The 25,222-nt window shown below is 71.2% G+C and carries 21 protein-coding genes; 14 read left to right on the top strand and 7 right to left on the bottom strand.

Going from position 1 to position 25,222, the window contains the following annotated elements:
* The first annotated feature begins 141 nt into the window (after window positions 1-141).
* The 10 genes from ABD327_RS35545 to ABD327_RS35500 all read left to right on the top strand — a co-directional run bounded on the left by ABD327_RS35545 (window position 142) and on the right by ABD327_RS35500 (window position 13,146).
* Complete coding sequence (locus tag ABD327_RS35545; protein ID WP_344457712.1) at window positions 142-729, top strand: precorrin-8X methylmutase; 588 nt, start codon at window positions 142-144, stop codon at window positions 727-729.
* Window positions 730-731: 2 nt separating this feature from the next.
* Window positions 732-1,793 (top strand): Rv2231c family histidinol phosphate aminotransferase CobC, encoded by a 1,062-nt coding sequence (gene cobC / locus ABD327_RS35540; RefSeq protein WP_344457710.1) that lies wholly within the window; start codon window positions 732-734, stop codon window positions 1,791-1,793.
* Window positions 1,794-1,883: 90 nt separating this feature from the next.
* A complete protein-coding gene (gene cobA / locus ABD327_RS35535; protein ID WP_344457708.1) occupies window positions 1,884-3,116 on the top strand; it encodes a uroporphyrinogen-III C-methyltransferase in 1,233 nt (410 codons plus the stop codon).
* Window positions 3,113-4,873: a GTPase family protein gene (locus ABD327_RS35530; protein WP_344457706.1), complete on the top strand. Its 1,761-nt coding sequence runs from the start codon at window positions 3,113-3,115 to the stop codon at window positions 4,871-4,873. Before cobA ends, ABD327_RS35530 begins: the two co-directional genes overlap by 4 nt.
* Window positions 4,870-7,791: a hypothetical protein gene (locus ABD327_RS35525; RefSeq protein ID WP_344457704.1), complete on the top strand. Its 2,922-nt coding sequence runs from the start codon at window positions 4,870-4,872 to the stop codon at window positions 7,789-7,791. The genes ABD327_RS35530 and ABD327_RS35525 overlap by 4 nt, the downstream gene beginning before the upstream one ends.
* A gap of 452 nt (window positions 7,792-8,243) precedes the next feature.
* A complete protein-coding gene (locus ABD327_RS35520) occupies window positions 8,244-8,768 on the top strand; it encodes a single-stranded DNA-binding protein (RefSeq protein ID WP_344457701.1) in 525 nt (174 codons plus the stop codon).
* 260 nt (window positions 8,769-9,028) lie between these two features.
* Entirely contained in the window at window positions 9,029-10,315 is a 1,287-nt protein-coding gene (locus tag ABD327_RS35515) for a GGDEF domain-containing protein (protein WP_344457699.1), read from the top strand.
* A gap of 133 nt (window positions 10,316-10,448) precedes the next feature.
* Complete coding sequence (ettA, locus tag ABD327_RS35510; RefSeq protein WP_344457697.1) at window positions 10,449-12,110, top strand: energy-dependent translational throttle protein EttA; 1,662 nt, start codon at window positions 10,449-10,451, stop codon at window positions 12,108-12,110.
* A 123-nt stretch (window positions 12,111-12,233) separates the two neighbouring features.
* Window positions 12,234-12,686, top strand: coding sequence for an acyl-CoA thioesterase (locus ABD327_RS35505; RefSeq protein WP_344457695.1), 453 nt, complete (start codon window positions 12,234-12,236; stop codon window positions 12,684-12,686).
* A 100-nt stretch (window positions 12,687-12,786) separates the two neighbouring features.
* Entirely contained in the window at window positions 12,787-13,146 is a 360-nt protein-coding gene (locus ABD327_RS35500) for a hypothetical protein (protein WP_344457693.1), read from the top strand.
* Between the two features lie 39 nt (window positions 13,147-13,185).
* Here ABD327_RS35500 and ABD327_RS35495 read toward each other — a convergent pair whose 3' ends face one another.
* The 5 genes from ABD327_RS35495 to ABD327_RS35475 form a co-directional block, all read right to left on the bottom strand.
* Window positions 13,186-13,803 (bottom strand): hypothetical protein, encoded by a 618-nt coding sequence (locus ABD327_RS35495; RefSeq protein ID WP_344457691.1) that lies wholly within the window; start codon window positions 13,801-13,803, stop codon window positions 13,186-13,188.
* A gap of 39 nt (window positions 13,804-13,842) precedes the next feature.
* Entirely contained in the window at window positions 13,843-15,339 is a 1,497-nt protein-coding gene (locus ABD327_RS35490; RefSeq protein WP_344457689.1) for a glycoside hydrolase family 13 protein, read from the bottom strand.
* Window positions 15,340-15,357: 18 nt separating this feature from the next.
* Complete coding sequence (locus ABD327_RS35485; protein WP_344457686.1) at window positions 15,358-15,741, bottom strand: globin; 384 nt, start codon at window positions 15,739-15,741, stop codon at window positions 15,358-15,360.
* 11 nt (window positions 15,742-15,752) lie between these two features.
* Complete coding sequence (locus ABD327_RS35480) at window positions 15,753-16,739, bottom strand: mechanosensitive ion channel family protein (RefSeq protein ID WP_344457684.1); 987 nt, start codon at window positions 16,737-16,739, stop codon at window positions 15,753-15,755.
* Between the two features lie 268 nt (window positions 16,740-17,007).
* The gene (locus tag ABD327_RS35475) at window positions 17,008-17,289 is read right to left on the bottom strand and encodes a hypothetical protein (protein ID WP_344457681.1); all 282 of its coding nucleotides are present in this window, start codon (window positions 17,287-17,289) and stop codon (window positions 17,008-17,010) included.
* Between the two features lie 355 nt (window positions 17,290-17,644).
* Between ABD327_RS35475 and ABD327_RS35470 the strand changes: the two genes are divergently transcribed.
* Window positions 17,645-19,264, top strand: coding sequence for an NsdA family TPR-like regulatory protein (locus ABD327_RS35470; protein ID WP_344457678.1), 1,620 nt, complete (start codon window positions 17,645-17,647; stop codon window positions 19,262-19,264).
* Window positions 19,261-19,797, top strand: coding sequence for a GNAT family N-acetyltransferase (locus ABD327_RS35465; RefSeq protein WP_344457676.1), 537 nt, complete (start codon window positions 19,261-19,263; stop codon window positions 19,795-19,797). Before ABD327_RS35470 ends, ABD327_RS35465 begins: the two co-directional genes overlap by 4 nt.
* A gap of 77 nt (window positions 19,798-19,874) precedes the next feature.
* Here ABD327_RS35465 and ABD327_RS35460 read toward each other — a convergent pair whose 3' ends face one another.
* Entirely contained in the window at window positions 19,875-21,947 is a 2,073-nt protein-coding gene (locus ABD327_RS35460; RefSeq protein ID WP_344457673.1) for a prolyl oligopeptidase family serine peptidase, read from the bottom strand.
* A gap of 349 nt (window positions 21,948-22,296) precedes the next feature.
* On the opposite strand from ABD327_RS35460, the gene ABD327_RS35455 reads away from it, so the two are divergent.
* Window positions 22,297-22,809, top strand: coding sequence for an HNH endonuclease (locus tag ABD327_RS35455; protein WP_344457671.1), 513 nt, complete (start codon window positions 22,297-22,299; stop codon window positions 22,807-22,809).
* A gap of 9 nt (window positions 22,810-22,818) precedes the next feature.
* Window positions 22,819-23,037, top strand: coding sequence for an FmdB family zinc ribbon protein (locus ABD327_RS35450; RefSeq protein WP_344457669.1), 219 nt, complete (start codon window positions 22,819-22,821; stop codon window positions 23,035-23,037).
* Between the two features lie 76 nt (window positions 23,038-23,113).
* On the opposite strand, the gene ilvD is transcribed toward ABD327_RS35450, so the two are convergent.
* Complete coding sequence (gene ilvD / locus ABD327_RS35445; protein WP_344457667.1) at window positions 23,114-24,982, bottom strand: dihydroxy-acid dehydratase; 1,869 nt, start codon at window positions 24,980-24,982, stop codon at window positions 23,114-23,116.
* Window positions 24,983-25,222 lie beyond the last annotated feature (240 nt).

Below are 25,222 nucleotides of genomic sequence, written 5' to 3'. Positions count from 1 at the left end.
CCCGGTGACCGGCTCGAGAGCGGTACCGGTGGGCCGCGTTCGGGAGCGGGCGGCCACGGGCGCGGATGGCCGGTCCTCGAAGTCGGAGAGAAGATCCGCAGGGACGCCGTCGCGGCGGGCCCGGGTGGAGGAGGAAAAGGCATGAGCGTGCGGCAGCCGCACCCGATCGAGGTCGCTTCGTATGAGATTCTGCGCTCGCGGGTGGACCTGTCGCCGATGCCGCCTTTGTGGCGCGCTGTGACGGAACGGGTCATCCACGCCAGCGCCGACCTCGAGTACGCGATCGACCTGGTGTCCGACGAGCGGTACCTGCGCCAGGGCCTGGACGCGCTGCGGGCGGGCGCGCCCATCGTCGCCGACGTGCCCCAGGTGGCGGGCGGGATCACCGAACGGCCCGTCGTCTGCCCGATCGACGACCCCTCGGCCGTCCGCATGGCCAAGGCCGCCGGGATCACCCGGTCGGCGGCGGCGGTCCGGCTCGCCTACTCCGAGGTGGGGCCCGGCGCGGTGTGGGTGGTCGGCAGCGCCGCCAGCGCCCTGGAGGAGATCATCCTGCGGGGGGTGCGGCCCAGCCTGGTGGTCGGGCTGCCGGTGGGCTTCGTCGGGGCGGGCGAGGCCAAGGCCAAGCTGCGCGCCAGCGGCCTGCCGCAGGTGAGCAACGTGAGCGAGAAGGGCGGCGCGACGGTCGCCGCGGCGGCGGTCAACGCGCTGCTGTACTACCAGGGCTGACCATGGACCTCACACGGCACGACCCCTCCCCCCACGACCTCTCCCACCACGGGGACGCCGAGGTCGGGGAGGGGCTCCTCGACTTCGCGGTCAACGTCCGCGCCGGCACCCCGCCGCGGTGGCTGGCCGACCTGGTCCGCGAGTCGGTCGCCGACCTGGCCGCCTACCCCGACCGGCGGCGCGCCCGGGAGGCGGTGGCCCGAAGGCACGGGCGCCCGGCCGAGGAGGTGCTGCTCACCTCGGGCGCGGCGGAGGCGTTCGTGCTGCTGGCGCGGGTGCTGCGCCCGCGCCGCGCGGTGGTCGTCCACCCCCAGTTCACCGAGCCCGAGGCGGCGCTGCGGGCGGCCGGCCACGAGGTGGAGCGCGTCGTCCTGGAGGGGGACTTCCGCTTCGACGCCGCGGCGGTGCCCCGGGACGCCGACCTCGTCATGATCGGCAACCCGACGAACCCGACGTCCGTGCTGCATCCGGCGGACGGGCTGCGCGCGCTGACGGGCGAGGGCAGGACGGTCGTCGTCGACGAGGCGTTCATGGACTGCGTGCCGGGCGAGCCCGAGAGCCTGGCGCGCGACCCGGACGTGATCGTGCTGCGCAGCCTGACCAAGACCTGGGGTCTGGCGGGGCTGCGGGCCGGTTACGTGCTCGGCCCGGCCCCGCTCATCGCGGAACTGGAACGCGCGCAGCCGCTGTGGGCGGTCTCCACCCCGGCGCTGGTGGCGATCGAGGCCTGCTCGAGCGACCGGGCGCTCGCCGAGGCCGAGGCCTGGGCCGGGGAGCTGGCGGCCGAACGGGCCCGGCTGGAGGGGGAGCTGCGCGGGCTGGGCCTGCACGTGGTCCCCGGCGCCAGGGCCTCCTTCCTGCTGGCGAGGGCCGGGGCCGGAGTCAGGGACGCGCTGCGGGAGCGGGGGATCGCGGTCCGGCGCGGCGACACCTTCCCGGGGCTGGGCCCCGAGTGGATCAGGATCGCGGTGCGGGACCGCGCGTCCACCGCGCTGCTCACCGCGGCGCTCCACGAGTTGTCCGTCTCCTCCGATTCTTCCGACACTGTCACGATCGAGGGCTGAAAGCCTTCCGCGGTAAGGCCTGCTTTCAAGGACGAGTACCGTTGTCACAGCAGTTGTCGAGTCCGTTGCCGCAGATGGGATAGCTCGCCGGTGCAGCCGTATCTTCTGGGCCTCCGCCTGACCGGGCGCCGGGTCGTCGTCGTGGGCGGCGGCCGCGTCGCCCAGCGGCGCGTCCCCACCCTCCTGGCCTCGGGCGCGGCCGTGGAACTGATCAGTCCCGAGGTGACCCCCTCCCTGGAGGACCTGCTCGACCGGCTCGTCTGGCACCGCAGGCCCTACCGGCCCGGAGACCTCGAAGGCGCCTGGCTGGTCCAGGCCTGCGCCGACGACCCGGCCGTCAACGCCGCCGTCGCCGCCGAGGCCGAAGAGGCCCGCGTCTGGTGCGTCCGCGCCGACGACGCGCACGCCGCGGCGGCCTGGACCCCGGCCACCGGACGGGTCGGCGAGACCACCGTGGGCGTGCTGAGCGGCGGCGACCCGCGCCGGTCCGCCGGCATCCGCGACGCCGTCGTCGAGGGACTGCGCGACGCCACCTTCGAGGCCCGGCACTCCCGGAACAAGCCCGTCGGGGTGGCCCTGGTCGGAGGAGGCCCCGGCGACCCCGGCCTGATCACGGTCCGCGGCAGGCAGCTGCTGGCCCAGGCCGACGTGGTCGTCACCGACAGGCTCGGCCCCCGCGACCTGCTCGACGAGCTCGCCGCCGACGTCGAGGTGATCGACGCGGCCAAGATCCCCTACGGCCGGGCGCTGCACCAGGACCGCATCAACGAGCTGCTGGTCGAACACGCCAAGCGGGGCAGGTTCGTGGTCAGGCTCAAGGGCGGCGACAACTTCGTCTTCGGCCGGGGCGGCGAGGAGGCGCTGTACTGCGCGGCCCACGGCGTCCCGGTGACGGTCGTGCCGGGCATCACCAGCTCCATCGCCGCGCCCGCCGCGGCGGGCATCCCCGTCACCCACCGGGGAGTGGCCCAGGAGTTCCACGTGGTCTCCGCGCACGTCCCCCCCGGGCACCCCGCCTCCACGGTCGACTGGGAGGCGCTCGCCCGCAACCGCGGAACTCTCGTACTGATGATGGCCGTCGAGCGAATGAGTCTGATAGCGGATGCTCTCATGCGCTATGGTCGGGCGACTGACACTCCCGTAGCGGTCGTCCAGGACGGGACCCTCCCCGGGCAGCGAACGCTCGTCGCGTCACTCGGCACGGTGGCCGACGAGATGGCGGCGCGCGGGGTGCGGCCACCGGCGATCGTGGTCGTCGGAGACGTCGTGCGCGTGGCAGAAGAGATCGGCAACTTGACGGCGGATATGGGGCGGGATCCGTGACATCCCCGGCGGACCAGAGCGCGGTGCGCGACGAGACCATGTCCGCGCCGGCCGAGGACTCGGCACCACTGGGCCGGGTCCTCGTCGAGCTGCGCGACCAGATCGACGCGCTGCGCTTCACCCTCGACGTACCCGGATCCGACGACGCCGCCCTGGCGGCCAGGGAGATCCGCGACCAGCTGGACGACTACGTCCTGCCCCGGGTCAGACAGGCCGCCACCCCGCTGCTGGCCGTGTTCGGCGGGTCCACCGGCGCCGGAAAGTCCACCCTGGTCAACTCGCTCGTCGGCGCCCGGGTCTCCGGCACCGGCGTGCTGCGGCCCACCACGTCCAGCCCCATCCTGGTGTGCAACCCCGAGGACTTCGCCTGGTTCATGGGCGCCGGCGACCGGCCGCCGGGGGTGCTGCCGACCATGGGCCGCGTCGAGGGCCCCGCGCCCGACGCCGTCGTCGGCGACCAGCTCGTGGTCATCCGCACCGAGGCGGTGCCGCGCGGGCTCGCGCTGCTCGACAGCCCCGACTTCGACTCGCTCTTCGACGACCACTACGAGTTCGCGACCAAGCTCATGGCCGCCGCCGACCTGTGGATCTGCGTCACCACCGCCGCCCGGTACGCCGATGCCCAGGTGTGGCGGATGCTGGAGCGGGCCCGCGAGCAGGGCGCCAGTATCGGCGTCGTGCTCTCCCGGGTGCAGCCAGGGCCCGGCGCGGAGATCGCCGAGCACTTCGCCGAGATGCTCGCCGAGCGGGAGTTCGGCGACGCGCCGCGGTTCGAGATCCCCGAGACCGTCATCACCGAGTCCCGGCTGCCCGAGGAGGCGATCTCCGGCATCCGCGAGTGGCTGCTGGAGCTCGCCGAGAACGCCGAGGTCCGCGACGAGGTGATCATCGAGACGCTCGGCGGCGTCCTCGACAGCTTCCGCACCCGTGTCCCGCAGCTGGCCAAGCAGGTCGAGGCGCAGGTGATGCGCCGCGACGGGCTCGCCCGCGACGTGGAGTCCGCCTACTCCACCGCGCTGGCCGAGCTGGACGAGGCCACCCGCAACGGTTCGCTGCTGCAGGGCGAGGTCCTCGCCCGCTGGCAGGACTTCGCCGGGACGGGCGACCTTCTGCGGGCCCTGCACCTGCGGCGGGGCCGGAGCCGGGCGCCCAAGGGCTCCGCCCGGCGGCGCCGGTCCGCGCCCCGCGTCCACGCGCTCAAGGCGGCGCTGCGCTCGGCCCTGGAGGCCCTCGTCCTGGCCGCCGCCGAACAGGGCGCGGAACAGGCCGTCCAGCGCTGGCAGTCCGACGCCGCGGGCCGGTACGTGCTCGGCGACCTCGCCGAGCAGCTCGGCCACGTCTCGCCCGAACTCTCCCGGCGCATCACCCGCGCCGTCAGCGGCTGGCAGGACCACGTCCTGGAGCTGGTCCGCACCGAGGGCGTGATCAAGCGCTCCATCGCCAAGGTCGTCTCCTTCGACGACGAGGCGCTGTCGGTCGTCCTGATGGTCGGCATCCTGGGCTACGGCACCAGCGACGTCGTCGTGGAGGGCGGCACCAGCGCCGTTCCCCAGCGCCTGCTGAAATCCCTCTTCGGCGCCGAGTCGCTGCGCGGCATGAGCTCCAAGTCCAAGGCCGAGCTGCGCAAGCGCGTCACCATGCTCCTGGACGAGGAGAGCCTGCGCTTCAACCAGGCCCTCGACCAGGTCGACATCCCCGACGAGAGCCTCGCCGTAGCCCTCTACCAGGCCACGTACAATCTCGAGGTCGCCCGATGACCCACCGGAACGAGGCCGGGACACCTCCCCACGGAGAAGACCCCCTCGGCCTGGATCCCCGCGCTCCCTCCCGCACGGACGGCGCCTCCGACATCCCGCCCGCTCCGTCACTCCCCGAGGACGACGCCCTGACCACCGGAGACCCCGAAACCCCGCCACCGTCCCCCGAGGACGAGTCCTTCACCTCCCCGGTCCGCCGCTTCCCGGACGCCTCCGACGAGGATTCCCGGACCGCCGGGAACGGCGCTTCGGCGAGCGCGTTCGAAGAACCCGCTCTCGAGGACGACCCCCTGTCCACGGGCGGCCTCCGCCTGCCCGCCGCGAGGCGACCGGCCGGCGACGATCCGTTGAGGAGCGGTGAGTTCGGGGGGTTCTCCCCCGAGGACGATCCTCTGATCAGCGGTGGTCTCCGCCGCTCCGTCCCCGGGCGGTTCGCCGGGGACGACCCGCTGACCAGCGGTGAGTTCGATCGCCGTCCGGGCGCGGCGGCGGGCGAGGAGGACCCCCTCACCTCTCCGGTCTTCCGGGCGCGTCCCGAGGAGGAGCTCTTCAAGAAGGGCGGCCTTCGGGGGAGGCCCTCCCGGTGGGGGGTCAGAAACGAGCCTCCGCCGAGCGGAGAGTCCGTCAACGGTTTCCGGCAGGAGTCCTTCCACCAGATCTCCCAGGACGACCCCTTCTCGGCTCCCGCTTCCTACGACAGGGGCTCCGCCGGGGATGACCAGGGCATGGGCGGAGAGACCGGCCGTTCCGCCGAGGCGGGTACGGACGAGGACGATCCGCTGACGAGCGGCGAGTTCGGGCGTCCGGGGACGTCCGGGATGTTCGACGGAGATCCGCTGACCAGCGCGGAGTTCGGATGGCGGATGGCCGCCGAGGCCTCCGGCGAGGACCCGCTGGAAGGGCGGCGGTCCCGGCGGCCGATGGTCCCCGAGGACGATCCGCTGACCTCGGCGGAGTACCGGGTGCCGCGTTCGGCCGAGCTGGAGGCCAGGCGGGCCGAGGCGGAGGCCGCGGCGAGCGCCGAGCGGGCCGGGGACGCCGCCGGGACGGCCGAGAACGCCGAGGACCCGTCCGACGGGCCCGGCGAGGCCGTCGTCGAAGCGGTGGAGGCCACGGAGCCCGCCGCGGACGAGGACGCCTCCGAGGACGCCGAAGCCGACGAGCGGGCCGAGCCCAAGGCCGAGCTTGAGGTCAAGGCCGAGCCCGAGGTCAAGGCCGAGGCCGAGGCCGAGCTGGAGATCGCCGAGGTGCCCGAGGTTCCCCTGGCGGAGCCGGAGACGCCGGCGGAGCCCGAGGCCAGAGCCGGTGACGTGGCGTTCGCCGAGCGGCTCGAGGCGCTGGAGCGGCTGGTCGAGCTGGGCGACGGCCGGCTGGACGAGGAGCTGGTCGCCGAGGCGTCGACGCTGCTGGAACGGGCCGGGGAACGCATGCGGCTGTCCGGCGAGTACACCGTCGTGGCCCTGGCCGGAGGCACCGGGAGCGGCAAGTCCTCGCTGTTCAACGCGGTCTGCGGGCTGGAGCTGTCGCCCAGCGGGATGCGGCGGCCGATGACGTCCTCCGCCCACGCCTGCGTGTGGGGCCACGACGGAGCCGGGCCGCTGCTGGACTGGCTGGGCATCGACAAGCGGTTCAGATACGCACGGGCCGGGACGCTCGGGCCGAAGGGCGAGGAAGGGGACTCCCTCGAAGGGCTCGTCCTCATCGACCTGCCCGACCACGACTCGATCCAGGCGGTGCACCGGGCCGAGGTGGACCGGTTCGTCGGCGTCGCCGACCTGCTGGTGTGGGTCGTCGACCCGCAGAAGTACGCCGACGCCGCCCTGCACCGCGACTACATCGTCCCCTTCGCCCAGCACGCCTCGGTCACGCTGATCGTCCTCAACCAGGTCGACCGGCTCCAGCCCGAGGAGGTCGACGACTGCGTGAGCGACCTGCGGCGGCTGCTGGAGTCCGAGGGCCTGGCCTCGCCGCACATCGTCACCACCTCCGCGGTCACCGAAGGCGGCGTGGACGGGCTCCGCGAGGTCCTGGCCCGGGCCGTCACCGCCCAGAGCGCCCGCGCCGACCGGCTCGGAGCCGACCTGGACGGGCTCGTCGAGCGCTTCGCGGTCCTGGCCGAGGGCGGTCCCGTCCCGGTCGAGATCGACGAGGAGCGGGCCGAGGGCCTGGTGGACGCGCTGACCGTCGCGGCCGGCGTGCCCGCCGTGGCCGAGTCGATGGAGAGCGCCTACGAGCTGCGCGCCGCCGACTACGTCGGCTGGCCGTTCGCCCGCTGGGCGGCCGCGCTGCGGCGCGACCCGCTGCGCATGATCAGGCTCACCGAGCTGCGCGACGAGCTGCGCGGCGCCTTCACCGGCCCGATGGGCGCCCAGCAGGGCGAGGTGGACAACGCCCTGCACGGCATCACCGACGGGGTGACGGGGGACGTCCCCGAACCGTGGCGGCGCTCCCTGCGCGCGGCGGGCCGGTCGAACGCCTCCGAGCTGCCCGAGGCGCTGGGCAAGGCGCTGCGGGAGGTCGTCCCGTCCTTCAACCAGGTGCCCCGCTGGTGGTGGCTGGTGCGGATCTGGCAGCTGCTGCTGGTCGTCCTCGCCGTCCTGGGCGCGGTCTGGGTGGTGCTGCTGGTGGTCTACGGCGTCTTCGGCCTCGCGGACTCGCCCGGCGGCCTGCTGGGCGACACCGGAATCCTGCCCTGGGTGCTCCTCCTGGTGAGCTGCCTGGTCGGCATGGGCGCCCTCACCGCCGCGGCCTGCCGCAACGTGGTCGCCCTCTCGGCCGCCAGACACGGCGAGAAGATCGTGAGCACGATGAGAGAGAGCCTCGCCCGGGTCGCCGACGAGAAGGTCCTGACCCCGGTGGCCACGGAACTCAGCGTCCTCGAGGACTTCCGCGCCGCCGTCTCCGACGCCCGCCGCTGATCCCCTCCGGCCCGCCCCGACCACCCCCGGGGCGGGCCTTCGCTTCTCCACAGGAGAACATGCGCCTGCGGCGCGCCACCCGTGGCTGAACGTGAGCTGGCGCGCACTGAAAGATCCACAGGAGAACGTGCGCCTGACGGCGCACCACCCGTGGCTGAACGCGCGCTGGCGTGCACTGAAAGATCCACAAGAGAACGTGCGCCTGCGGCCCACTATCCGTGGCTGAACGTGAGCTGGCGCGCTCTGAAAGATCCACAGGAGAACGTGCGCCTGACGGCGCACTACCCGTGGCTGAACGTGCGCCTGACGGCGCACTACCCGTGGCTGAACGTGCGCTGACGCGTGCTCAACGATCCACAGAATTCGGTTCGGGTGCCCGTGGGGGCGGGAGGCGCGGCAGCCTGGGGGCGGACGGGGTTCGACGGGAACCCCCGGCTCCCGAGGAGGAGCACGTGGACGAGGCGCTGACGACGCTGGTCGGATGGGTGGCGGCCCGGCCGCTCTACACCGTCACCAGGAGCGGGGTGCCCTTCCTGTCTTTACGAGCCGGTATGACCCCGCGCCGCTTCAACCGCGAGACCGGCCTGTGGGAGGACCGCGAGCCGACGTTCTTCGCGGTGAGCTGCTGGCGCTCCCTGGCGGAGAACGCCAACGCCTCGGGCCTGGTGCCCGGCACCCCGATCGTCGCCCACGGGCGGCTCCGGGTCCGGGAGTACGAGCAGGCCGGTGAACGCCGCTTCACGGTGGAGCTGGAGGCGCTGGCCCTCGGCCCCGACCTCACCCGGGGCAAGGTGGTCTTCCAGCGGGTCACCAAGGGCGGCGTCCTCACGATCGAGGACCGCGCCGAAGCGGCCTCCCTCTCCGACCGCGCCGCGGGCCTGAGCGCCACCCCGGCCCCCCGGCCCGGCCGGGAGCCCGGAGGATCCGGCGAACCGGACGAGGAGGGCCCCGAGGAGGAGGTGAAGGAGGCCGCCTGACGGCTCCGCCGGCCCCGCGCCGGCGGAGCCCTCCGGCCTGCTCGGACGGGGGCGTGCCGCCGGGCTTGGTCTCGGGTTGGGGAAACGCCGTACGGGATGGGGGATTCTTCTCTCCGAGACGGATTCGGGTGGGTCGATTGTCACGGACTGTGCCAGGCCGCATGCGATGGGCTCAAGAAAGGTACCGCTTTCCGCCCCGGACCACACAGGTTGCAACTATCGTGTTACCTAACGTGATAGGCGGCCGGAGTGGGGGAAGCATGACTGCAGTGCACCAGTCAGCCGCCGATGAGCATCGCCACGAGGGCGGTGAGTCCGGACGCGGGCATGCCCGTTCCTCGCTGCTGGCCCAGCCGTTGCCCCTCGTGGCCTACGTGCTGGCCGTGGTGATCGCCTATCTGGCGTTGACGGCCTGGCAGCTGGCGGTCACCGAGTACCGGTTGCGGGACGTCTCGACCTTCCTGGCGCTCGCCCTGTGCGGGGCGGTCTGCATCGAGACCTCGCGCCGGCTGGGCATGCCCGCCGGTGTGGCACGTGATCTGCTGTCGGCCTGGTGGCTGCCGGTGGCGCTGCTGCTGCCGCCGGTCTACGCCCTGCTGATCCCGCTGCCGCTGCAGGTGCTCTCGCACTACCGGGTGCGCCGGACCATGGCCTACCGGCGGGTCCTGGTGACCGTGGCGACGGGCCTGTCGGGGCTGGCCGCCTCGCTCGTCTTCCACCGCGTGGTGCCCGAGCCGCTGGCGGACGGCGCCCGGTGGGTGATCGAGGAGCAGGGTGCGCTGCTGGTGGCGCTGGGCTGCGCGGTGCTCTTCGTGGTGCTCAACACCCTGCTGGTGGGCATCGCGGTCTGCGCCGTGCGCGAGGGGCGCTGGCAGGACGCGCTGTGGACCAGGGAGACGCTGCTGCTCGACGTGGTCGAGCTGTGCCTGGGGCTGCTGATCATGATCAACTGCGTGATCTCGCCCGCGCTGCTGCTGGTGGTGCTGCCCCCGGTGGTCCTGCTCCAGCGCAGCCTCATGCACCAGCAGCTCCAGGCGGCGGCCCGCACCGACGCCAAGACCGGCCTGCTCAACGCCGGAGCCTGGCAGCGCGAGGCCGACATCGAGCTCTCCCGAGCCGAACGCTCCCGCGAGGCGCTGGCCATCCTCCTGATCGACATCGACTACTTCAAACGGGTCAACGACACCCACGGCCACCTGGTCGGCGACCAGGTCCTGGTCAACGTCGCTGGCACCCTGTGCCTCCAGCTCAGGGACTACGACGTCATCGGCCGCTTCGGCGGCGAGGAGTTCGCCGTCCTGCTCCCCGGCGCCGACACCGTCGAGGCCTGCCGCGTCGCCGAACGCCTCCGCGCCCGCGTCCGCCGCCTCGCGGTCCCCGCCGAGGACACCACGGTCTCGGTCACCATCTCCATCGGCGTGGCCCTCTACCGCACCCACGGCCAGGACCTCATCGAACTCCTCGCCTCCGCCGACCTGGCCCTCTACCGGGCCAAGCAGTCCGGCCGCGACCGCGTCTGCCTCCCCGCCGTCCGCAAGTCCGGCTGACCGGCCGGATCCGGCCGTCCGTCCGGATGACCGCCGTACTGGCGCGGCCGCTCGGAGACCTCACCCCGACGGAGTGATGAAGGAGCCCTCCAGAGCGGCGTGGGCAAGAGGTCCGAGCCAATAGGCTAGGAGCATGGCCGAGTACATCTACACGATGCATCGTGTGCGCAAAGCGCATGGCGACAAGGTGATCCTGGACGACGTCACGCTGAGCTTCCTGCCCGGGGTCAAGATCGGCGTGGTGGGTCCCAACGGCACCGGCAAGTCGACGCTCATGAAGATGATGGCCGGCCTGGAGCAGCCGTCCAACGGGGACGCCCGGCTCATGCCCGGGTTCACCGTCGGGATGCTCCAGCAGGAGCCGCCGCTGAACGAGGAGAAGACGGTCCTGGAGAACGTCCAGGAGGGCGTCGCCGAGACCATGGACATGCTCAAGCGGTTCAACGAGATCGCCGAGCAGATGGCCACCGACTACAGCGACGACCTGCTGAACGAGATGGGCAAGTTGCAGGAGCAGCTCGACCACCGCAACGCCTGGGACCTGGACTCCCAGCTCGAGCAGGCGATGGACGCGTTGCGCTGCCCCGCGCCCGACCTGCCCGTCACCCAGCTGTCCGGTGGTGAGCGGCGCCGCGTCGCGCTGTGCAAGCTGCTGCTGGAGGCGCCCGACCTCCTGCTGCTGGACGAGCCCACCAACCACCTGGACGCCGAGTCGGTGAACTGGCTGGAGTCGTACCTGGAGAAGTACGCCGGGACGGTCCTGGCGGTCACCCACGACCGGTACTTCCTGGACAACGTCGCGAGCTGGATCCTGGAGATGGACCGCGGCCGCTGCCACCCCTACGAGGGCAACTACTCGACCTACCTGCAGAAGAAGGCCGAGCGCCTCAAGGTCGAGGGCAACAAGGACGTCAAGCGCAAGAAGCGCCTGGAGGACGAGCTGGAGTGGGTCCGCTCCAACGCCAAGGCCCGCCAGACCAAGAGCAAGGCCCGGCTGGCGCGGTACGAGGAGATGGCCTCCGAGGCCGCCAAGACCCGCAAGCTGGACTTCGAGGAGATCCAGATCCCGCCGGGCCCGCGCCTGGGCGGCACGGTGATCGTCGCGGAGGACCTCACCAAGGGCTTCGGCGACCGCCTGCTGATGGACAAGCTCTCCTTCACCCTCCCGCCGAACGGGATCGTCGGTGTGATCGGCCCGAACGGCGTCGGCAAGACGACCCTGTTCCGGATGATCACCGGTGAGCAGCAGCCCGACGAGGGCAAGCTGCGCATCGGCGAGACCGTGCAGATCTCCTACGTCGACCAGGGCCGCGGCGGCATCGACCCGCAGGCCAACGTGTGGCAGGTCGTCTCCGACGGCCTCGACCACATCAAGGTCGGCCAGGTCGAGATGCCGTCCCGCGCCTACATCGCGGCGTTCGGCTTCAAGGGCCCGGACCAGCAGAAGAAGGCCGGCGTGCTCTCCGGAGGCGAGCGCAACCGCCTGAACCTGGCGCTCACCCTCAAGCAGGGCGGCAACGTGCTGCTGCTGGACGAGCCCACCAACGACCTGGACGTCGAGACGCTGTCGTCGCTGGAGAACGCCCTGCTGGAGTTCCCCGGCTGCGCCGTGATCACCTCGCACGACCGCTGGTTCCTGGACCGCATCGCCACCCACATCCTGGCGTGGGAGGGCGAGTCGAACTGGTTCTGGTTCGAGGGCAACTTCGCCGACTACGAGAAGAACAAGATCCAGCGTCTGGGCGCCGAAGCGGCCCGCCCGCACCGGGTGACGTACCGCAAGCTCACCCGCTGATCCTCCGCTTCCCGTCAGGCCCGCGACAGACCGTCGCGGGCCTGGTCGTTTTCTCCAGGACGCCGCGGATCCCTGTAGCATCAAGGTGCCCGACATTCCCCCCACGACCCCTGAGGCGAGGACATGGAAGACACCGCGACGCTTCGCCGCAAGGCGGACACCGCGTACCGCCACGTCTACGAGTTCCACATCCGCTTCGGGGACATCGACTCCCAGATGCATGTGAACAACGTGAAGTTCCTGGGCTATCTGGAGGACGCCCGGCTGGCGATGTTCCATGCCGACCCGGTCCGTGCGGGCCTGGAGCCGGTGCGGGGAATGGTCGTCTCCCGGCACGAGATCGACTACAAGGTGCCGCTGACCGGTGTGATCCATCCGATCAGGGTCGAGACCTGGGTCACCGAGCTGCGGGCCGCCTCCTTCAAGCTCGCCTACGAGGTGCGCGACGACGACAACCTCTACGCGTCCGCGACCTCGACCCTCGTCGCCTTCGACGTCGAGAACGCCCGCCTGCGCCGCTACACGCCCGCGGAGCGCGAGTACATCGGCCGCTTCATCAGGCCCTCGGACGCCTGATCGCGGCTTTTCCGCCGAACCCGCTTTCGGGCCTGGGCGGTCTTGATCGAAACGGGTAGCGTAGGCCTCCACTCGCGCTGAAGGAGGCATTTTGCGCCGTATGTTGCTGACTGTCCTGATGGCCATCGGAATGGCGGTGGGGGGTGCGACCCAGGCGAGCGCCGGTGTCACCTGCGTGCCCGTCAAGGCGCCCAAGGCGTGCAAGGGCGTCGCACGGTGCGAGTGGGGCGGGGACCCGGACGCGATCTGGGTGGAGATCAAGGGCGGCACTCTCAAGCTGGCCCTGTACCGCGCCGAGAAGGCGCTCGCCAACGTCAGGTCCGCGAAGGTCAAGCCGCGGACGGTCAGCATCCAGGCCCGCCAGGGCAAGAAGAAGAAGCTCGTGCTCTCCCGGACCTACAGGCTCAAGGGCAAGCACTGGCACTACTCGTACAAGAAGAACTGCTGGTACGTGAAGTGACGACCGGCCCCGTGGGTGAGGGGCCGACCGCCGGCCCGCTCAGGGCTCTTCCACCCAGTGCTCCCGCAGGTCGAAGTAGGCCGGTTCGCCCACCTCGAGCTTCATGAGCTCGTCCGTCACCTCCTTGAGACTCCCGGTAGGCTCCGCGGCCTCGTTCTCCCTGGCCTCCCGTTCGGAGGTGAAGTAGGTGAACTGGGTGTAGGCGTCCTCCCCGGGGTGCATCGCCAGGACGGCTCCCAGCAGGTCCGGCCGCCACTCACGCATACCGTCCTCCATGCGGTGCATGAGCGCGCAGACCTTGTCGAAGTCCCGCAGCCGCCCCCGCATCACCTGGACGAACCCGGCGTCGCCGAAGAAGCCCGTCTTCCCCCGGGGGAAGACCTCCACCTGCTCGCAGTCCTGGAAGGAGACCTCGCCGCTGAAGTACTTGGCGGTCTCCATCCACCACTGGTGCTGCTCGGGCCGCTCGCTGTTGCGCCGGGCCGCCTCCACCGACTCGAAGCAGGCGGAGGCGAAGAACGTGCCGTCCTCGGTGAATCCGGCCGTGCCTCCCAGCCAGCCGGTCGCCTCGGGCGCCAGGTCCCGCTGCCACCTTTCGAAGGACTCCTTCAGGGCGGCGGTGTCGGTGGCGTGCCCCTGGATGATCTGCATGAACATCACGCGTCTCCTCGTCGAGAAGCGGGTTCCGTCAACCGGTCATGATCTCAGCCAGACCGCACCACCTCCCGCGACGCGCCCTCCGGCCACCGGTCCGCTGGCCAGGAGGACCTCTCCCTGGAACTCGACGGGCTCCTCCCCGAAGTTGACCGCGCAGACGAGATCGCCCCGCCGGAAGGCCAGGACCTCGGGGTCGGGCCACTCCTCCCATTCCAGGGTAGGCGGCAGGCCTCCCTTGAGGGTCCGCCGCAGGGCAAGAGCGCGTCGATAGAAGGAGAGCATCGAGGAGGGGTCCTCCGCCTGCGCCTCGACGGTCAGCGGCCCCCAGTCGGCCGGCTGGGGCAGCCAGGGCTTGCCCGTGGTGAAGCCGTAGGGCTGCTCCGTCCCGGACCACGGCAGCGGCACCCGGCAGCCGTCCCGGCCCATGCCCTTGCCCTGGAAGAAGATCGGATCCTGGCGGGCCTCGTCGGGGAGGTCGAAGACCTCCGGCAGGCCCAGTTCCTCGCCCTGGTAGAGGTAGGCGGAGCCGGGCAGCGCGAGGATGAACATCAGTGCGGAGCGGGACCGCTCCTCGATGCCGTACCGGCTGCGGTGCCTGATCACGTCGTGGTTGGACAGCACCCAGGTGGGCGCCTCGCCGCTGGGGGAGTCCAGGCAGGTCTGGACGGTCTCCTTGAAGGCCCGGGCCGACCAGGGGGCCAGCAGCAGGTGGAACTGGAAGGCCTGGTGCAGCTCGTCCGGCCGGACGTACATGGCGAGGGCCTCGGGCGACTCCGTCCACACCTCTCCGACGGCCATGCGCTCGCCGGGGTAGGAGTCGAGGATGGCCCGCCAGTCGCGGTAGATCTCGTGCACCTCGGGCCGCCCGTACATGGGGCTGCCCGGCGAGTGGGTTCCCTGCGCGCCCAGGTCGGGCAGGTCCGGGTGCTTGAACAGCCCGGCGGCGACGTCGATGCGGAACCCGTCGACGTCGCGGTCGAGCCAGAACCGCAGGATGTCCTCGAACTCCCTGCGGACCTGGGGGTCGTGCCAGTTCAGGTCGGGCTGGTCGGGCGTGTACAGGTGCAGGTACCACTGGCCGTCGGGGGTGCGGCTCCAGGCGGGGCCGCCGAAGTTGGACTGCCAGTCGTTCGGGACGTTCTCGCAGGCCCGGAAGTGGTAGCGCTCCCGGCCCCTTCCGGTCCGCACCGCCTCGGAGAACCAGGGGTGGGCCGAGGAGGTGTGGTTGGGGACGATGTCGATGATGATCCGCAGGCCGAGCCGGTGGGCGTCGGCGACGAGGTCGTCGAAGTCGGCCAGGGTGCCGAAGCGCGGGTCGACGTCGCGGTAGTCGGCGACGTCGTAGCCGCCGTCGGCCAGCGGCGAGGTGTAGAAGGGCGTCAGCCACAGCGCGTCGACGCCCAGCTCGGACAGGTAGGGGAGGCGGCGGCGCAGCCCTTCGAGGTCGCCCTCTCCGTCGCCCGAGGCGTCGGAGAAACTGCGCGGGTAGACCTCGTAGACCACGGCGTCGCGCCACCAGGGGGTAGTAGTCGTCATGAGGGACGATCTACCCGCTCAGGCCTCGGAGTTCACCAGACTGTAGGCGGCTCGGGAGAGGTAGTCCCAGAGCATCTCGGCGGCTTGCGGATGAAGGTCCAGTTCGTCCACCGCGTCGCGCATGTGGCGCAGCCAGGCGTCCCGCTCGCGCTCTCCGATCTCGAACGGCGCGTGCCGCATCCGCAGCCGGGGGTGGCCCCGCTGCTCGCTGTAGGTGCCCGGCCCTCCCCAGTACTGCATGAGGAACAGGCGGAAGCGTTCTTCGGCCGGCCCGAGGTCCTCCTCGGGATACAGGGGGCGCAGGACGGGGTCGCCCGCCACGCCCTGGTAGAACCGGTGGACAAGACGACGGAAGGTCTCCTCGCCGCCCACGGCCTCATAGAAGGTCACCTTTTGGCTCATCGTTCCCCAGCCTATGCCAGGCTGCCCAGACTCACGCCCGCTTCGTCGAACGCCCGCTTCACCCGGGCCCTCAACTCGCGGGTGACCTTGTGCTGCTGGTTCGGGGCCGTCTTGATCGTCACCCGGACGACCACCGCGTCGTTGGTGAGCGCCTGGACGCCCCAGACGGACGGCTCCTCCAGGATCAGCTCCTCCCAGTCGGGGTCGGCGACGAGGGCGTCCGCGGTCTCCTGGAGCAGCTTCCGGATGTCGTCGACGTTCTGGTCGGGGGCGATCGGCACGTCCAGGAGGGCGCGGCCCCAGTTCTGGGACTCGTTGCCCAATCGGTTGATCTCGCCGTTGCGCACGTACCAGACCACCCCGTTGACGTCCCGCAGCCGGGTGATGCGCAGCGAGACCGCCTCGACGGTGCCCTTGGCCGAGCCGGTGTCGACGACGTCGCCCACCCCGTACTGGTCCTCCAGCAGCATGAACAGGCCGGCCAGCAGGTCCTTGATCGTGTTCTGGGCGCCGAAGGCGACCGCGGCGCCGACCACGGTGGCGCCGGTGAGGATGGGGGTGAGGTTCAGCCCGATCTCGCCCAGCACGGTGAAGAGCGCCACACCGTAGATGACCACGGAGGCGATGCTGCGCAGCACCGAGCTCAGCGTCTCCATGCGCTGCCTGCGCCGCTCGTTCACCAGCGCGGCCGCGGTGGTCTGGGGCTTGGCCCGCGTCCGGCCCGGCACGGTGCCCAGGGCGATCCGGTTGGTGACCCGCGTGATCAGCCGGTGGAGGTAGTACCGGACGACCATGGCCAGGAGGAAGGCCATGACCGCCCACATCAGCGCGGTGACCAGCCCGTCGAGCCAGTTGTGGAAGAAGCGGGTGAAATCCTCGCTTCGGGAGAGGTTCCAAGCGCTTCGGCACGCCACGCTGGGCTTGGCGTCACAGATGTCCTTGGGAATCGGTTCGCCGATGGAGAACAGAAGGACCCTCCCCGGGTCGGCCGGCGGCATCCGCCGAAATCGTGCGACTTGGTACGGAACAGATCGTAAGGGACGGGCACGATCGGGTCGTACATGTCGCGACGGCAGGCCTACCTGTCGTCCCGGGGAGGGTACCGGCACGCATCCGGCCCCCTCCGGCCTGATTCGGATGCGTGCCCAAGGAGGGTGCGAGCGGCTGCCGGTGGCGGGCGCCGCTCGCACCCGGAGTGGTGCGGGCGGGTTCCCCGGGGCACCGGCCTCCGCGCCTGGTGCCGGCCCCTGGGGAACCCACCCGGGTCTAGACGGTCTTCGGTTCCAGGACGCGGGCCACCTTTCGGGCGGCCGCGTCCGGTTCGTCGACCCTGTGGAGTCGTTCGCCCCAGCTCCACCAGAAGTAGTGCTCGGCGGTGCCGGGGCCGGGAGCGCAGGTGACGTTCTCGGTCAGGCTCGCGGCATCGGGATTGACGACCCTGAGGAAGGCCGGTCCTGAGCGGGTGTGCACCACTCGTGCCACCAGACCGCGAGCGTCCAGTGCGTGGACCAGTTCCTCGAGGTAGGCGACCCGCTCTTCGCCGACCACCCGGCACCCCCCTCGGAGTCGATTGCGAAACTTTCGTCATCGCCTGCTGCCAGCAGAGAATTGCAAGCCCGGGGTGCGCGGTCAAGGGTGTGATCTCTGCCGTCGGAGGGGTTTCCTCCACCCCGGTGGAACGTTCTTCCCCCCGGGTTCCAGGATCCTGAGCTGCGGGGAGACTTGTTGCTCCCGGCGCGGTCCGGATTCTTGGGAGACGGTTGGCCTGCCGCGATACGCAGGGTTACCTTGTGAGTGCTGTATCAATTATGGCAACTGACCGAGAAAACCGGTCGCCAACGCTCGGGGGAGTGCAGAGTGGTGACGTTGCACACACCCGGCGAGTGGTGAGGAGCCGGCACGGATGGCAGAACCCCCCCAGAAAGAAGCAGAGCGGGCGCGCTGGATGCGCGCGCAGGGCTTGGCCCGCGGTCTGAGCGCCACTCAGATAGCGGCGGAGATCGCTGAACAGTGCGGTCCTCTGTTCAGCACGAGCCGGATCAAAGCCCACCGCCTGGCCCTCGGGGTGGCGCTCTCGGACGTGGTGGCACAGATGCGGGCGCTCTACGAGATGGACGGCAAGCCGCCCCCGAAGATCGGGGAGACCCTGCTGTCCGCCTACGAGAGCGGCTACAAGCGCCCGGGTCCGGAGTACCTGCACTATCTCTGCCTGGTCTATCGCGTCGAGCCCGGCGATCTCGGTTACCAGGGCCCCTGTGTCTGCGGACGGGGCCATGAACAGCGTTTCGGCGCCGGCACGCAGCTGTCGGCGATCCGGGACGAGTCGGAGACCCTGATCGGCGCGGTCCTCGACCGCCGCTGGATCAACCAGCAACTCGAGGGGGGGCCTCACCGCGCCGAGGCCTCCGGCTCGATAGACCTAGGAGAGGAGGACGTCGTGCTTCGCCGGACACTTCTGCAGTTGCTGGCCGGGGCGGGCGTGGCGCTCGACGGCCAGTTCCTCGGAGCTGTGGACCAGCTCCGCAGGAAGATGGACGACACCCTCGTGAACGCGACGGTATCGCCCACGATGCTCGACCAGTGGGAGGAGACGATCCTCGGATACGGGCAGTCGTACCAGTCGACCCCGTCCCTGAGGATGCTCTGTGACGTTCTACTGGACTTCAGTGAGGTCCGGCGCCTTTGCGAACAGCGTCAGCCGATCGAGCTCCAGGAGAGGCTGTGCCGGATAGCCGCGCAGCTGTCCGGGATCTCCGGACTGATCATGATCAATCTCGGTGACCACCGGCTGGCCCGCTCGTTCTTCCGCACCGCGCGGACGGCGGCGGACGAGACCGGCGACCGAAGCCTGCGCTCCTGGGTGACCGTGCGCGAGGCGCTCCTCCCGCTGTACTACGGAGACCCCCGGGAGGCGCTGCACCTGGCCCGCAAGGCCCAGGACCTGGCCGGCCGCACCCCCAACGTCGCCGCGGCCATGGCTCCCGCCGTGGAGGCGCGCGCGCTGGGCCAGCTCGCCCTGCGCGGCCGCTCCGACGCGGCGCCGACCGCACGCCGCGCCCTCGTGCGCGGGAGGGCGGTGTTCGACCAGCTCTCCAAGAACGACACCACGGATCTGGTGTTCGGCTTCACCGACCGGCAGATGTCCTTCTACGAAGGGGACACCTACACCAACCTCGGCGACCACCAGAAGGGGGAGGAAGTGCTCCGGTACGCGCTGACCCTCTATTCTCCGACGGAGGTCATCGACCGCACCCTCGTCAAGCTCGACCGGGCCGCGTGCTCCATGTACGCGGGAGAGCCCGACCAGGCGGCGTCCCGGGCCCGCGAGGCCATCATGGAACTCGAGCCCGAGCACCGCTCCGACATCCTCATGCATCGGGCCCGCCAGCTCGCGGCGGCCGTCCAGCAGCAGCACGGCGACCTGCCCGAGTTGAGGGAGCTGCGGGAGGCGCTGGCCGGCCCGTCGGTCCAGAGGCCGCTGACGCCCGGCGAGGGCTCGGGGTCCCCGGCGGACCTGGTTTGAGCGCGGCGGGACCGGTCGGCAACGCGGGGGTCCGGCGCGCCGAGGTCATGCCCGTCCGGTGGTTCGGCGACCTGCTCGTGCGCCGCTACCTGCCGGAGGACCACGCCGAGGTGCTGTTCCTGCACCGTGAGGGCCTGGCCAGGATCGGGCTGCGGCCCGGCGACGGCGTCTACTACGAGCACGATCTGCACCGGCTGGAAGAGCTCTACCTGCAGGACGGCACGGGGGAGTTCCTCGTCGGTGTCCGTGAGGGCGAGCCCGTCGCGATGGGCGGCCTGCGCCGGGTGGACTCCTGGACGGGCGAGCTCGTCCGGCTGCGGGTCCGTCCGGAGCTGCAGCGCCACGGCTACGGAGCCGCCATGCTCACGGCGCTGGAGGAGCGGGCGAGCGGCCTCGGCTACGGCAGGCTCGTCGGCGACACCACCGAGTTCCAGGGGGCGGCGCTGCAGCTCTACCAGAAGTTCGGCTGGAAGGAGACCAGCCGTAGGACGATCAACGGGATCGTGAACATCTACGGGGAGAAGTTCCTGTGAGGAACGTTCCGGCCTCCTGACCCCTCCGGCGCCGCTCCCCTCGGGGAACGGCGCCGGTCGGTCGGCCGTGAGAACCGTCAGAGGTCGAGTCCGGTGTGGCGGGCCATGAAGGACATGGTGTCGACCGAGAGGTCCACGGTGCGGCTCAGCGAACGCGCGCCGTGGCCCACCTCGGCCTCGTTGCGCAGCAGGACCGGGCCGCCCTCCGGCAGCCCGGAGACGGCGTGCTGGAGCGCGGCGCACATCTTGCGGGCGTGCAGCGGGTCGACCCGGGTGTCGCTCTCGAACACCGTGAACAGCGTCGCGGGGTAGGCGACGCCCTCCTTGACGTGGTGGTAGGGGGAGTAGCCCAGCAGCCACTCGAACTGCTCGGGATCCTCGGCCGAGCCGTACTCCACGTTCCACGTCTGGCCCAGGCCGAACTTCTCGTACCGGACCATGTCCAGGAGCGGGGCGGAGCAGACGACCGCCGCGTACAGCTCGGGCCGCTGGGTGAGCGCCGCGCCGACGAGCAGCCCGCCGTTGGATCCGCCGGACACGGCCAGCTGCTCCGCGGTCGTCCAGCCGTCGGCGATGAGCCGCTCGGCGGCGGCGTGGAAGTCGTCGAAGACGTTCTGCTTGTTGCCGAGCATCCCGGCGCGGTGCCACTCCTCGCCCTCCTCGGACCCGCCGCGCAGGTTGGCGATGGCGTAGACGCCGCCGGCCTCCACCCAGGAGAGGATGCCCGCGGAGTAGGCCGGGGTCAGCGAGACGTTGAAGCCTCCGTAGCCGTACAGGATGGTCGGCTTCGGCCCGCCCTCCAGGCTGCCGAGCACCAGCATCCGCACGGTCGTGCCGTCCGCGGAGGTGTAGGCGATCTGGCGGGCCTCCACCGGCGGGACCTCGACGCTGCCGGGAGGCGCCGCCCACAGGTCCGTCTCCCCGGTGCGGGCGTCGTAGTGCTGGACCCCGCCCGGGGTGACGCTGTCGGTGTAGCCGAACCACGCCTCGTGGCCGCCCTCGGGCCGTTCGACCAGGCCGCCGATGGAGCCCAGGCCGGGCAGCGGGACCTCGCCCAGCCGCTCTCCCGTGGCCAGGTCGTGGACGCTGATCTCGCTGACGGCGTGCCTGGTCCAGCCCGCGAGCAGGACCGGGCGCTCCAGGTCGTCGAGGATGGCGAAGTCGCTGAGGACCGCCTCGCCGTCCTCGGGGAGCAGGTCCGTCCAGTTCTCGTACGCCAGGTCGGACGGGTCCGCGACGGCCAGACGGGCGCGCGGGGCGTCCCGGTCGGTGAAGATGTAGGCCCGCCCGTCGCGTCCGAAGTGCACTCCGGTCTGGGCGTCCACGTCGAGCTGGACGGGCTTGAGCTCGGGGCTCTCCAGAGGGCTGGAGGACAGGTCGGAGTACCAGAGGTCGTTGCGGGGCGCGGTGCCGCGGGAGGCCGAGATGGTCAGCCAGCGGCCGTCGCGGCTGACGGAGACCCCGTAGTAGTTGGTCTTCTCCATGCCGTCGCCGAAGATGAGCACGTCGTCGCGGTCCGGGTCGGTGCCCAGGCGGTGCAGGTAGACCCGGCGGTGGTACTGGTCCTCGCCCTCGGGCACCTGGTCCCCGGGCAGCCGGCGCACGTAGTAGAACGCCTCGCCGCCGGGCAGCCAGGCGATGTTGCTGTAGCGGCAGCGGTCGATGGGGCCCTCGACGGTGTCCCCGGTGGCCACGTCCATGACCGACAGCTTGGACTCCTCGTCGCCGCCGACCGACAACTGGTAGGCCAGCAGGCGGCCCTCCTTGTCGGGCTGCCAGGCGTCCAGGGTGGTGGTGCCCGAGGCGTCCAGCGCGATCGGGTCGATCAGCGCCCGCTCGGTGCCGTCGGGGTCGACGGTGTACAGGACGGAGAGCTCCTGCTCGGCGGTGCGGCGCATGAAGAAGTACCGGTCGCCCCGCCAGATGGGAGCCGAGATGCTGCCCGAGCCGAGCAGCTCGGTGATCCTGGCCCGGAGCCGCTCGCGGCCCGGCAGGGCGTCCACATGGGCGTGGAACAGCTCGTCCTGGGCCTGCAGCCACTCCTTGGTCTCGGCGCTCTGCGCCTCCTCCAGCCAGCGGTACGGGTCGGAGACCTCGTGTCCGTGGAGCTCTTCGACGATGTCCTGACGGTGCGCTGCCGGGTAGTCCATGAAGGTCAGCCTACTCAGCGGAGAGGCGCATGATCTGCTTCCCGGCCGCCCGTCCGAAGGTGATCCTCTCCTTCCGGACATGACTGTGACCTTCTTGAACGGGGCATAAAGGGGTAGCGCGAACCGCTTCTCATTGGTCACACTGTTGACAGAGTGGAGTCGTCGACTCCATCTGGTAGCCCTGCCCGGAGGAGGTCCTCGTGGCGGATGCATCGGATTCGGCCGAGCCAGGCGCCCGGCCGCGTGACTCTCTGTGCGGCCGGACCCGCGGAAGAGCGGACCGCGAACGACGACGAAGGCGAACGAGGCGGGCGCCGTCCGACCCTCACCTCCGGGTGGAGGCGGGCTGATGCGCCAGGTCCTTCTCCTGAACGCCACGTATGAACCACTGACGACCCTGTCCCTGAGACGGGCGGTATGTCTTGTACTGCGGGAGAAGGCCGAGGTCGTGCACCACGACTCCTCGGGCGCCCACCTGCGGTCCGCGAACACCTCCCTCCAGGTGCCCTCGGTGATCAGGCTGAGGCGGTACGTCCGCATCCCGTTCCGGACCAGGATCCCGCTGACCAGGGCCGCGCTCATGCGGCGCGACAACTACCGCTGCGTCTACTGCGGCAAGAAGGCCGAGACGATCGACCACGTGCTCCCGCGCAGCAAGGGCGGCCAGCACACCTGGGAGAACTGCGTGGCCTCCTGCACCCCCTGCAACCACCGCAAGGCCGACCGGCTGCTGGAAGAGCTCGGCTGGTCCCTGGACATCCCCCCGGCCGTCCCGCGCGGCGCCCACTGGCGGCTGATCGGCCTGATCGGCTCCGACGGCGATCCGCAGTGGGCCGCCTATGTCAGCGAACCCGCCGCATAAACTACGCCCATGCCCCGCTATGACTACCGCTGCCGCTCCTGCGGAGCCACCTTCGAGCTGTCCCGTCCGATGTCGGCCTCGGGCGACCCCGCGGCCTGCCCCGAGGGGCACGACGACACCGTCAAGCTGCTGTCCACCGTCGCGGTGACCGGCGGTGCGGCCGCCCCGGTCCAGCGCCCCTCCGGCGGCGGCGGAGGCGGCTGCTGCGGCGGGGGCTGCTGCGGCTGACCGGCCCTGCGAACGCGCTCGACAGGCCGAAGGCCCGCCCCTTGAGGGACGGGCCTTCACCTCGCGGATTCCGGGCTCAGCGGCCGTCGCCGCCGAGCTGGGAGATGTCGCGGGCCGCGCCGGTGGAGGCCGACGTGGCCATCGCGGCGTAGGCCTGCAGCGCGGCGCTGACCGGGCGGTGGCGGTCCTTCGGACGGTAGCCGCCGTCGGCCAGCAGCCTCTCGCGGCGGGCGGCCAGCTCCTCCTCGGGCACGTCCAGCTCCAGCACGCGGCGCGGGATGTCGATGACGATCCGGTCGCCGTCCTCCACCAGGGCGATCTTGCCGCCGGCCGCGGCCTCAGGGGAAGCGTGGCCGATGGACAGGCCGCTGGTGCCGCCGGAGAACCGGCCGTCGGTGATCAGCGCGCAGGCCTTGCCCAGGCCCCGGCCCTTGAGGAAGGACGTGGGGTAGAGCATCTCCTGCATGCCGGGGCCGCCCTTGGGGCCCTCGTAGCGGATCACCACGACGTCACCCGGCTTGACCTTCTTGCCGAGGATGCCGTCGACCGCGTCGTCCTGGGACTCGAAGACCACCGCCGGTCCGGAGAACGTCCACAGCTCCTCCTCGACGCCCGCGGTCTTCACGATCGCGCCCTCGGGGGCGATGTTGCCGTACAGGACGGCCAGGCCGCCGTCCTTGGTGTAGGCGTGCTCGACCGAGCGGATGCAGCCCTCCTCGCGGTCCAGGTCCAGGGAGTCCCAGCGGGTGTCCTGGCTGTAGGCCTCGGTGGTGCGCACCCCGCCGGGCGCGGCGTGGTAGAGCTCCAGCGCGTCGGCCCGGACCGTCGGCGAGGCCGGGTCCCAGGCGTCCAGGAACTCGCCCAGGGACGAGCCGTGGATGGTGTGGACGTCCCGGTGCAGCAGCCCGCCCCGGTCCAGCTCGCCCAGCAGGGCGGGGATGCCGCCCGCCCGGTGCACGTCCTCGACGTGGTACTTGGCGGTGGCGGGCGCGACCTTGCAGACGCAGGGCACCCGGCGGGACAGCTCGTCGATCTCCTTGAGGCCGAAGTCGACGCCCGCCTCGCGGGCCGCGGCCAGCAGGTGCAGGATCGTGTTGGTCGAGCCGCCCATGGCCACGTCCAGCGCCATCGCGTTCTCGAAGGCGTCGCGGGTGGCGATCGACAGCGGCAGGACCGAGGCGTCGTCCTGCTCGTAGTAGCGCCGGGTGATGTCGACGACGGTGCGCCCGGCCTGCTCGAAGAGGGCCTTGCGGGCGGCGTGGGTGGCCAGCGTGGTGCCGTTGCCCGGCAGGGACAGGCCGATCGCCTCGGTGAGGCAGTTCATCGAGTTGGCGGTGAACATGCCCGAGCACGACCCGCAGGTCGGGCAGGCGTTCTCCTCGAGCTCGTCCAGCTCCTCCTGGGAGACGGACTCGTCGGCCGCGGCGATCATCGGGTCGATGAGGTCGAGCTTGCGGACGGTCTTGGCGGTGCCGTCGACGACGGTGACCTTGCCGGCCTCCATCGGGCCGCCGGAGACGAAGACCGTCGGGATGTTCAGCCGCAGCGCGGCGATCAGCATGCCCGGGGTGATCTTGTCGCAGTTCGACAGGCAGATCATCGCGTCGGCGCAGTGCGCCTCGACCATGTACTCGACCGCGTCGGCGATCAGCTCGCGCGAGGGCAGCGAGTAGAGCATGCCGGCGTGGCCCATGGCGATGCCGTCGTCGACCGCGATGGTGTTGAACTCGCGCGGGATGCCGCCGGCCTCGCGGACCGCCTCGGCCACGACCTGGGCGACCTCGCGCAGGTGCACGTGGCCGGGCACGAACTGGGTGAAGCTGTTGGCGATCGCGATGATCGGCTTGCCGAAGTCCTCACGGGCGACGCCGGTCGCGCGCAGCAGAGCGCGCGCTCCCGCCATGTTCCGGCCGTGGGTGACCGTACGAGACCTGAGCGGAGGCATGAAAGGGACTCTCCCAACCGTGGATCATGAAGGTGGGTGGCCCCGGGTGGGGGCGGCACGAAGGGAATCGGTGCCCTCAGCCTACCGAACAACGGCACCCCGGCTGCTCTGGCGGGGTGCCCGGGTACAGGTGGCCGCAGCGAAGCGAGGATCGCCTGTGCCCTTTCGGGGGTTCGGGGGTCGCCCCCTGGACCAGGAACAGGTGGCCGCAGCGAAGCGAGGATCGCCTGTGCCCTTTCG

This window comes from Actinocorallia aurantiaca (assembly GCF_039533685.1).
Taxonomy (GTDB): Bacteria; Actinomycetota; Actinomycetes; order Streptosporangiales; family Streptosporangiaceae; genus Actinocorallia; species Actinocorallia aurantiaca.
Note: the sequence above shows the minus strand (reverse complement) of the source record. Positions and strands in the feature narration are given on the sequence as shown.

Excerpts from the sequence above, each read along its gene's own strand:
- ABD327_RS35545 (WP_344457712.1), top strand. The coding sequence starts at position 142 with ATGAGCGTGCGGCAGCCGCACCCGATCGAGGTCGCTTCGTATGAGATT.
- cobC (WP_344457710.1), top strand. The coding sequence starts at position 732 with ATGGACCTCACACGGCACGACCCCTCCCCCCACGACCTCTCCCACCAC.
- ABD327_RS35525 (WP_344457704.1), top strand. The coding sequence starts at position 4,870 with ATGACCCACCGGAACGAGGCCGGGACACCTCCCCACGGAGAAGACCCC.
- ABD327_RS35515 (WP_344457699.1), top strand. The coding sequence starts at position 9,029 with ATGACTGCAGTGCACCAGTCAGCCGCCGATGAGCATCGCCACGAGGGC.
- ettA (WP_344457697.1), top strand. The coding sequence starts at position 10,449 with ATGGCCGAGTACATCTACACGATGCATCGTGTGCGCAAAGCGCATGGC.
- ABD327_RS35505 (WP_344457695.1), top strand. The coding sequence starts at position 12,234 with ATGGAAGACACCGCGACGCTTCGCCGCAAGGCGGACACCGCGTACCGC.
- ABD327_RS35500 (WP_344457693.1), top strand. The coding sequence starts at position 12,787 with ATGTTGCTGACTGTCCTGATGGCCATCGGAATGGCGGTGGGGGGTGCG.
- ABD327_RS35495 (WP_344457691.1), bottom strand. The coding sequence starts at position 13,803 with ATGTTCATGCAGATCATCCAGGGGCACGCCACCGACACCGCCGCCCTG.
- ABD327_RS35490 (WP_344457689.1), bottom strand. The coding sequence starts at position 15,339 with ATGACGACTACTACCCCCTGGTGGCGCGACGCCGTGGTCTACGAGGTC.
- ABD327_RS35485 (WP_344457686.1), bottom strand. The coding sequence starts at position 15,741 with ATGAGCCAAAAGGTGACCTTCTATGAGGCCGTGGGCGGCGAGGAGACC.
- ABD327_RS35480 (WP_344457684.1), bottom strand. The coding sequence starts at position 16,739 with ATGCCGCCGGCCGACCCGGGGAGGGTCCTTCTGTTCTCCATCGGCGAA.
- ABD327_RS35470 (WP_344457678.1), top strand. The coding sequence starts at position 17,645 with ATGGCAGAACCCCCCCAGAAAGAAGCAGAGCGGGCGCGCTGGATGCGC.
- ABD327_RS35460 (WP_344457673.1), bottom strand. The coding sequence starts at position 21,947 with ATGGACTACCCGGCAGCGCACCGTCAGGACATCGTCGAAGAGCTCCAC.
- ABD327_RS35455 (WP_344457671.1), top strand. The coding sequence starts at position 22,297 with ATGCGCCAGGTCCTTCTCCTGAACGCCACGTATGAACCACTGACGACC.
- ABD327_RS35450 (WP_344457669.1), top strand. The coding sequence starts at position 22,819 with ATGCCCCGCTATGACTACCGCTGCCGCTCCTGCGGAGCCACCTTCGAG.
- ilvD (WP_344457667.1), bottom strand. The coding sequence starts at position 24,982 with ATGCCTCCGCTCAGGTCTCGTACGGTCACCCACGGCCGGAACATGGCG.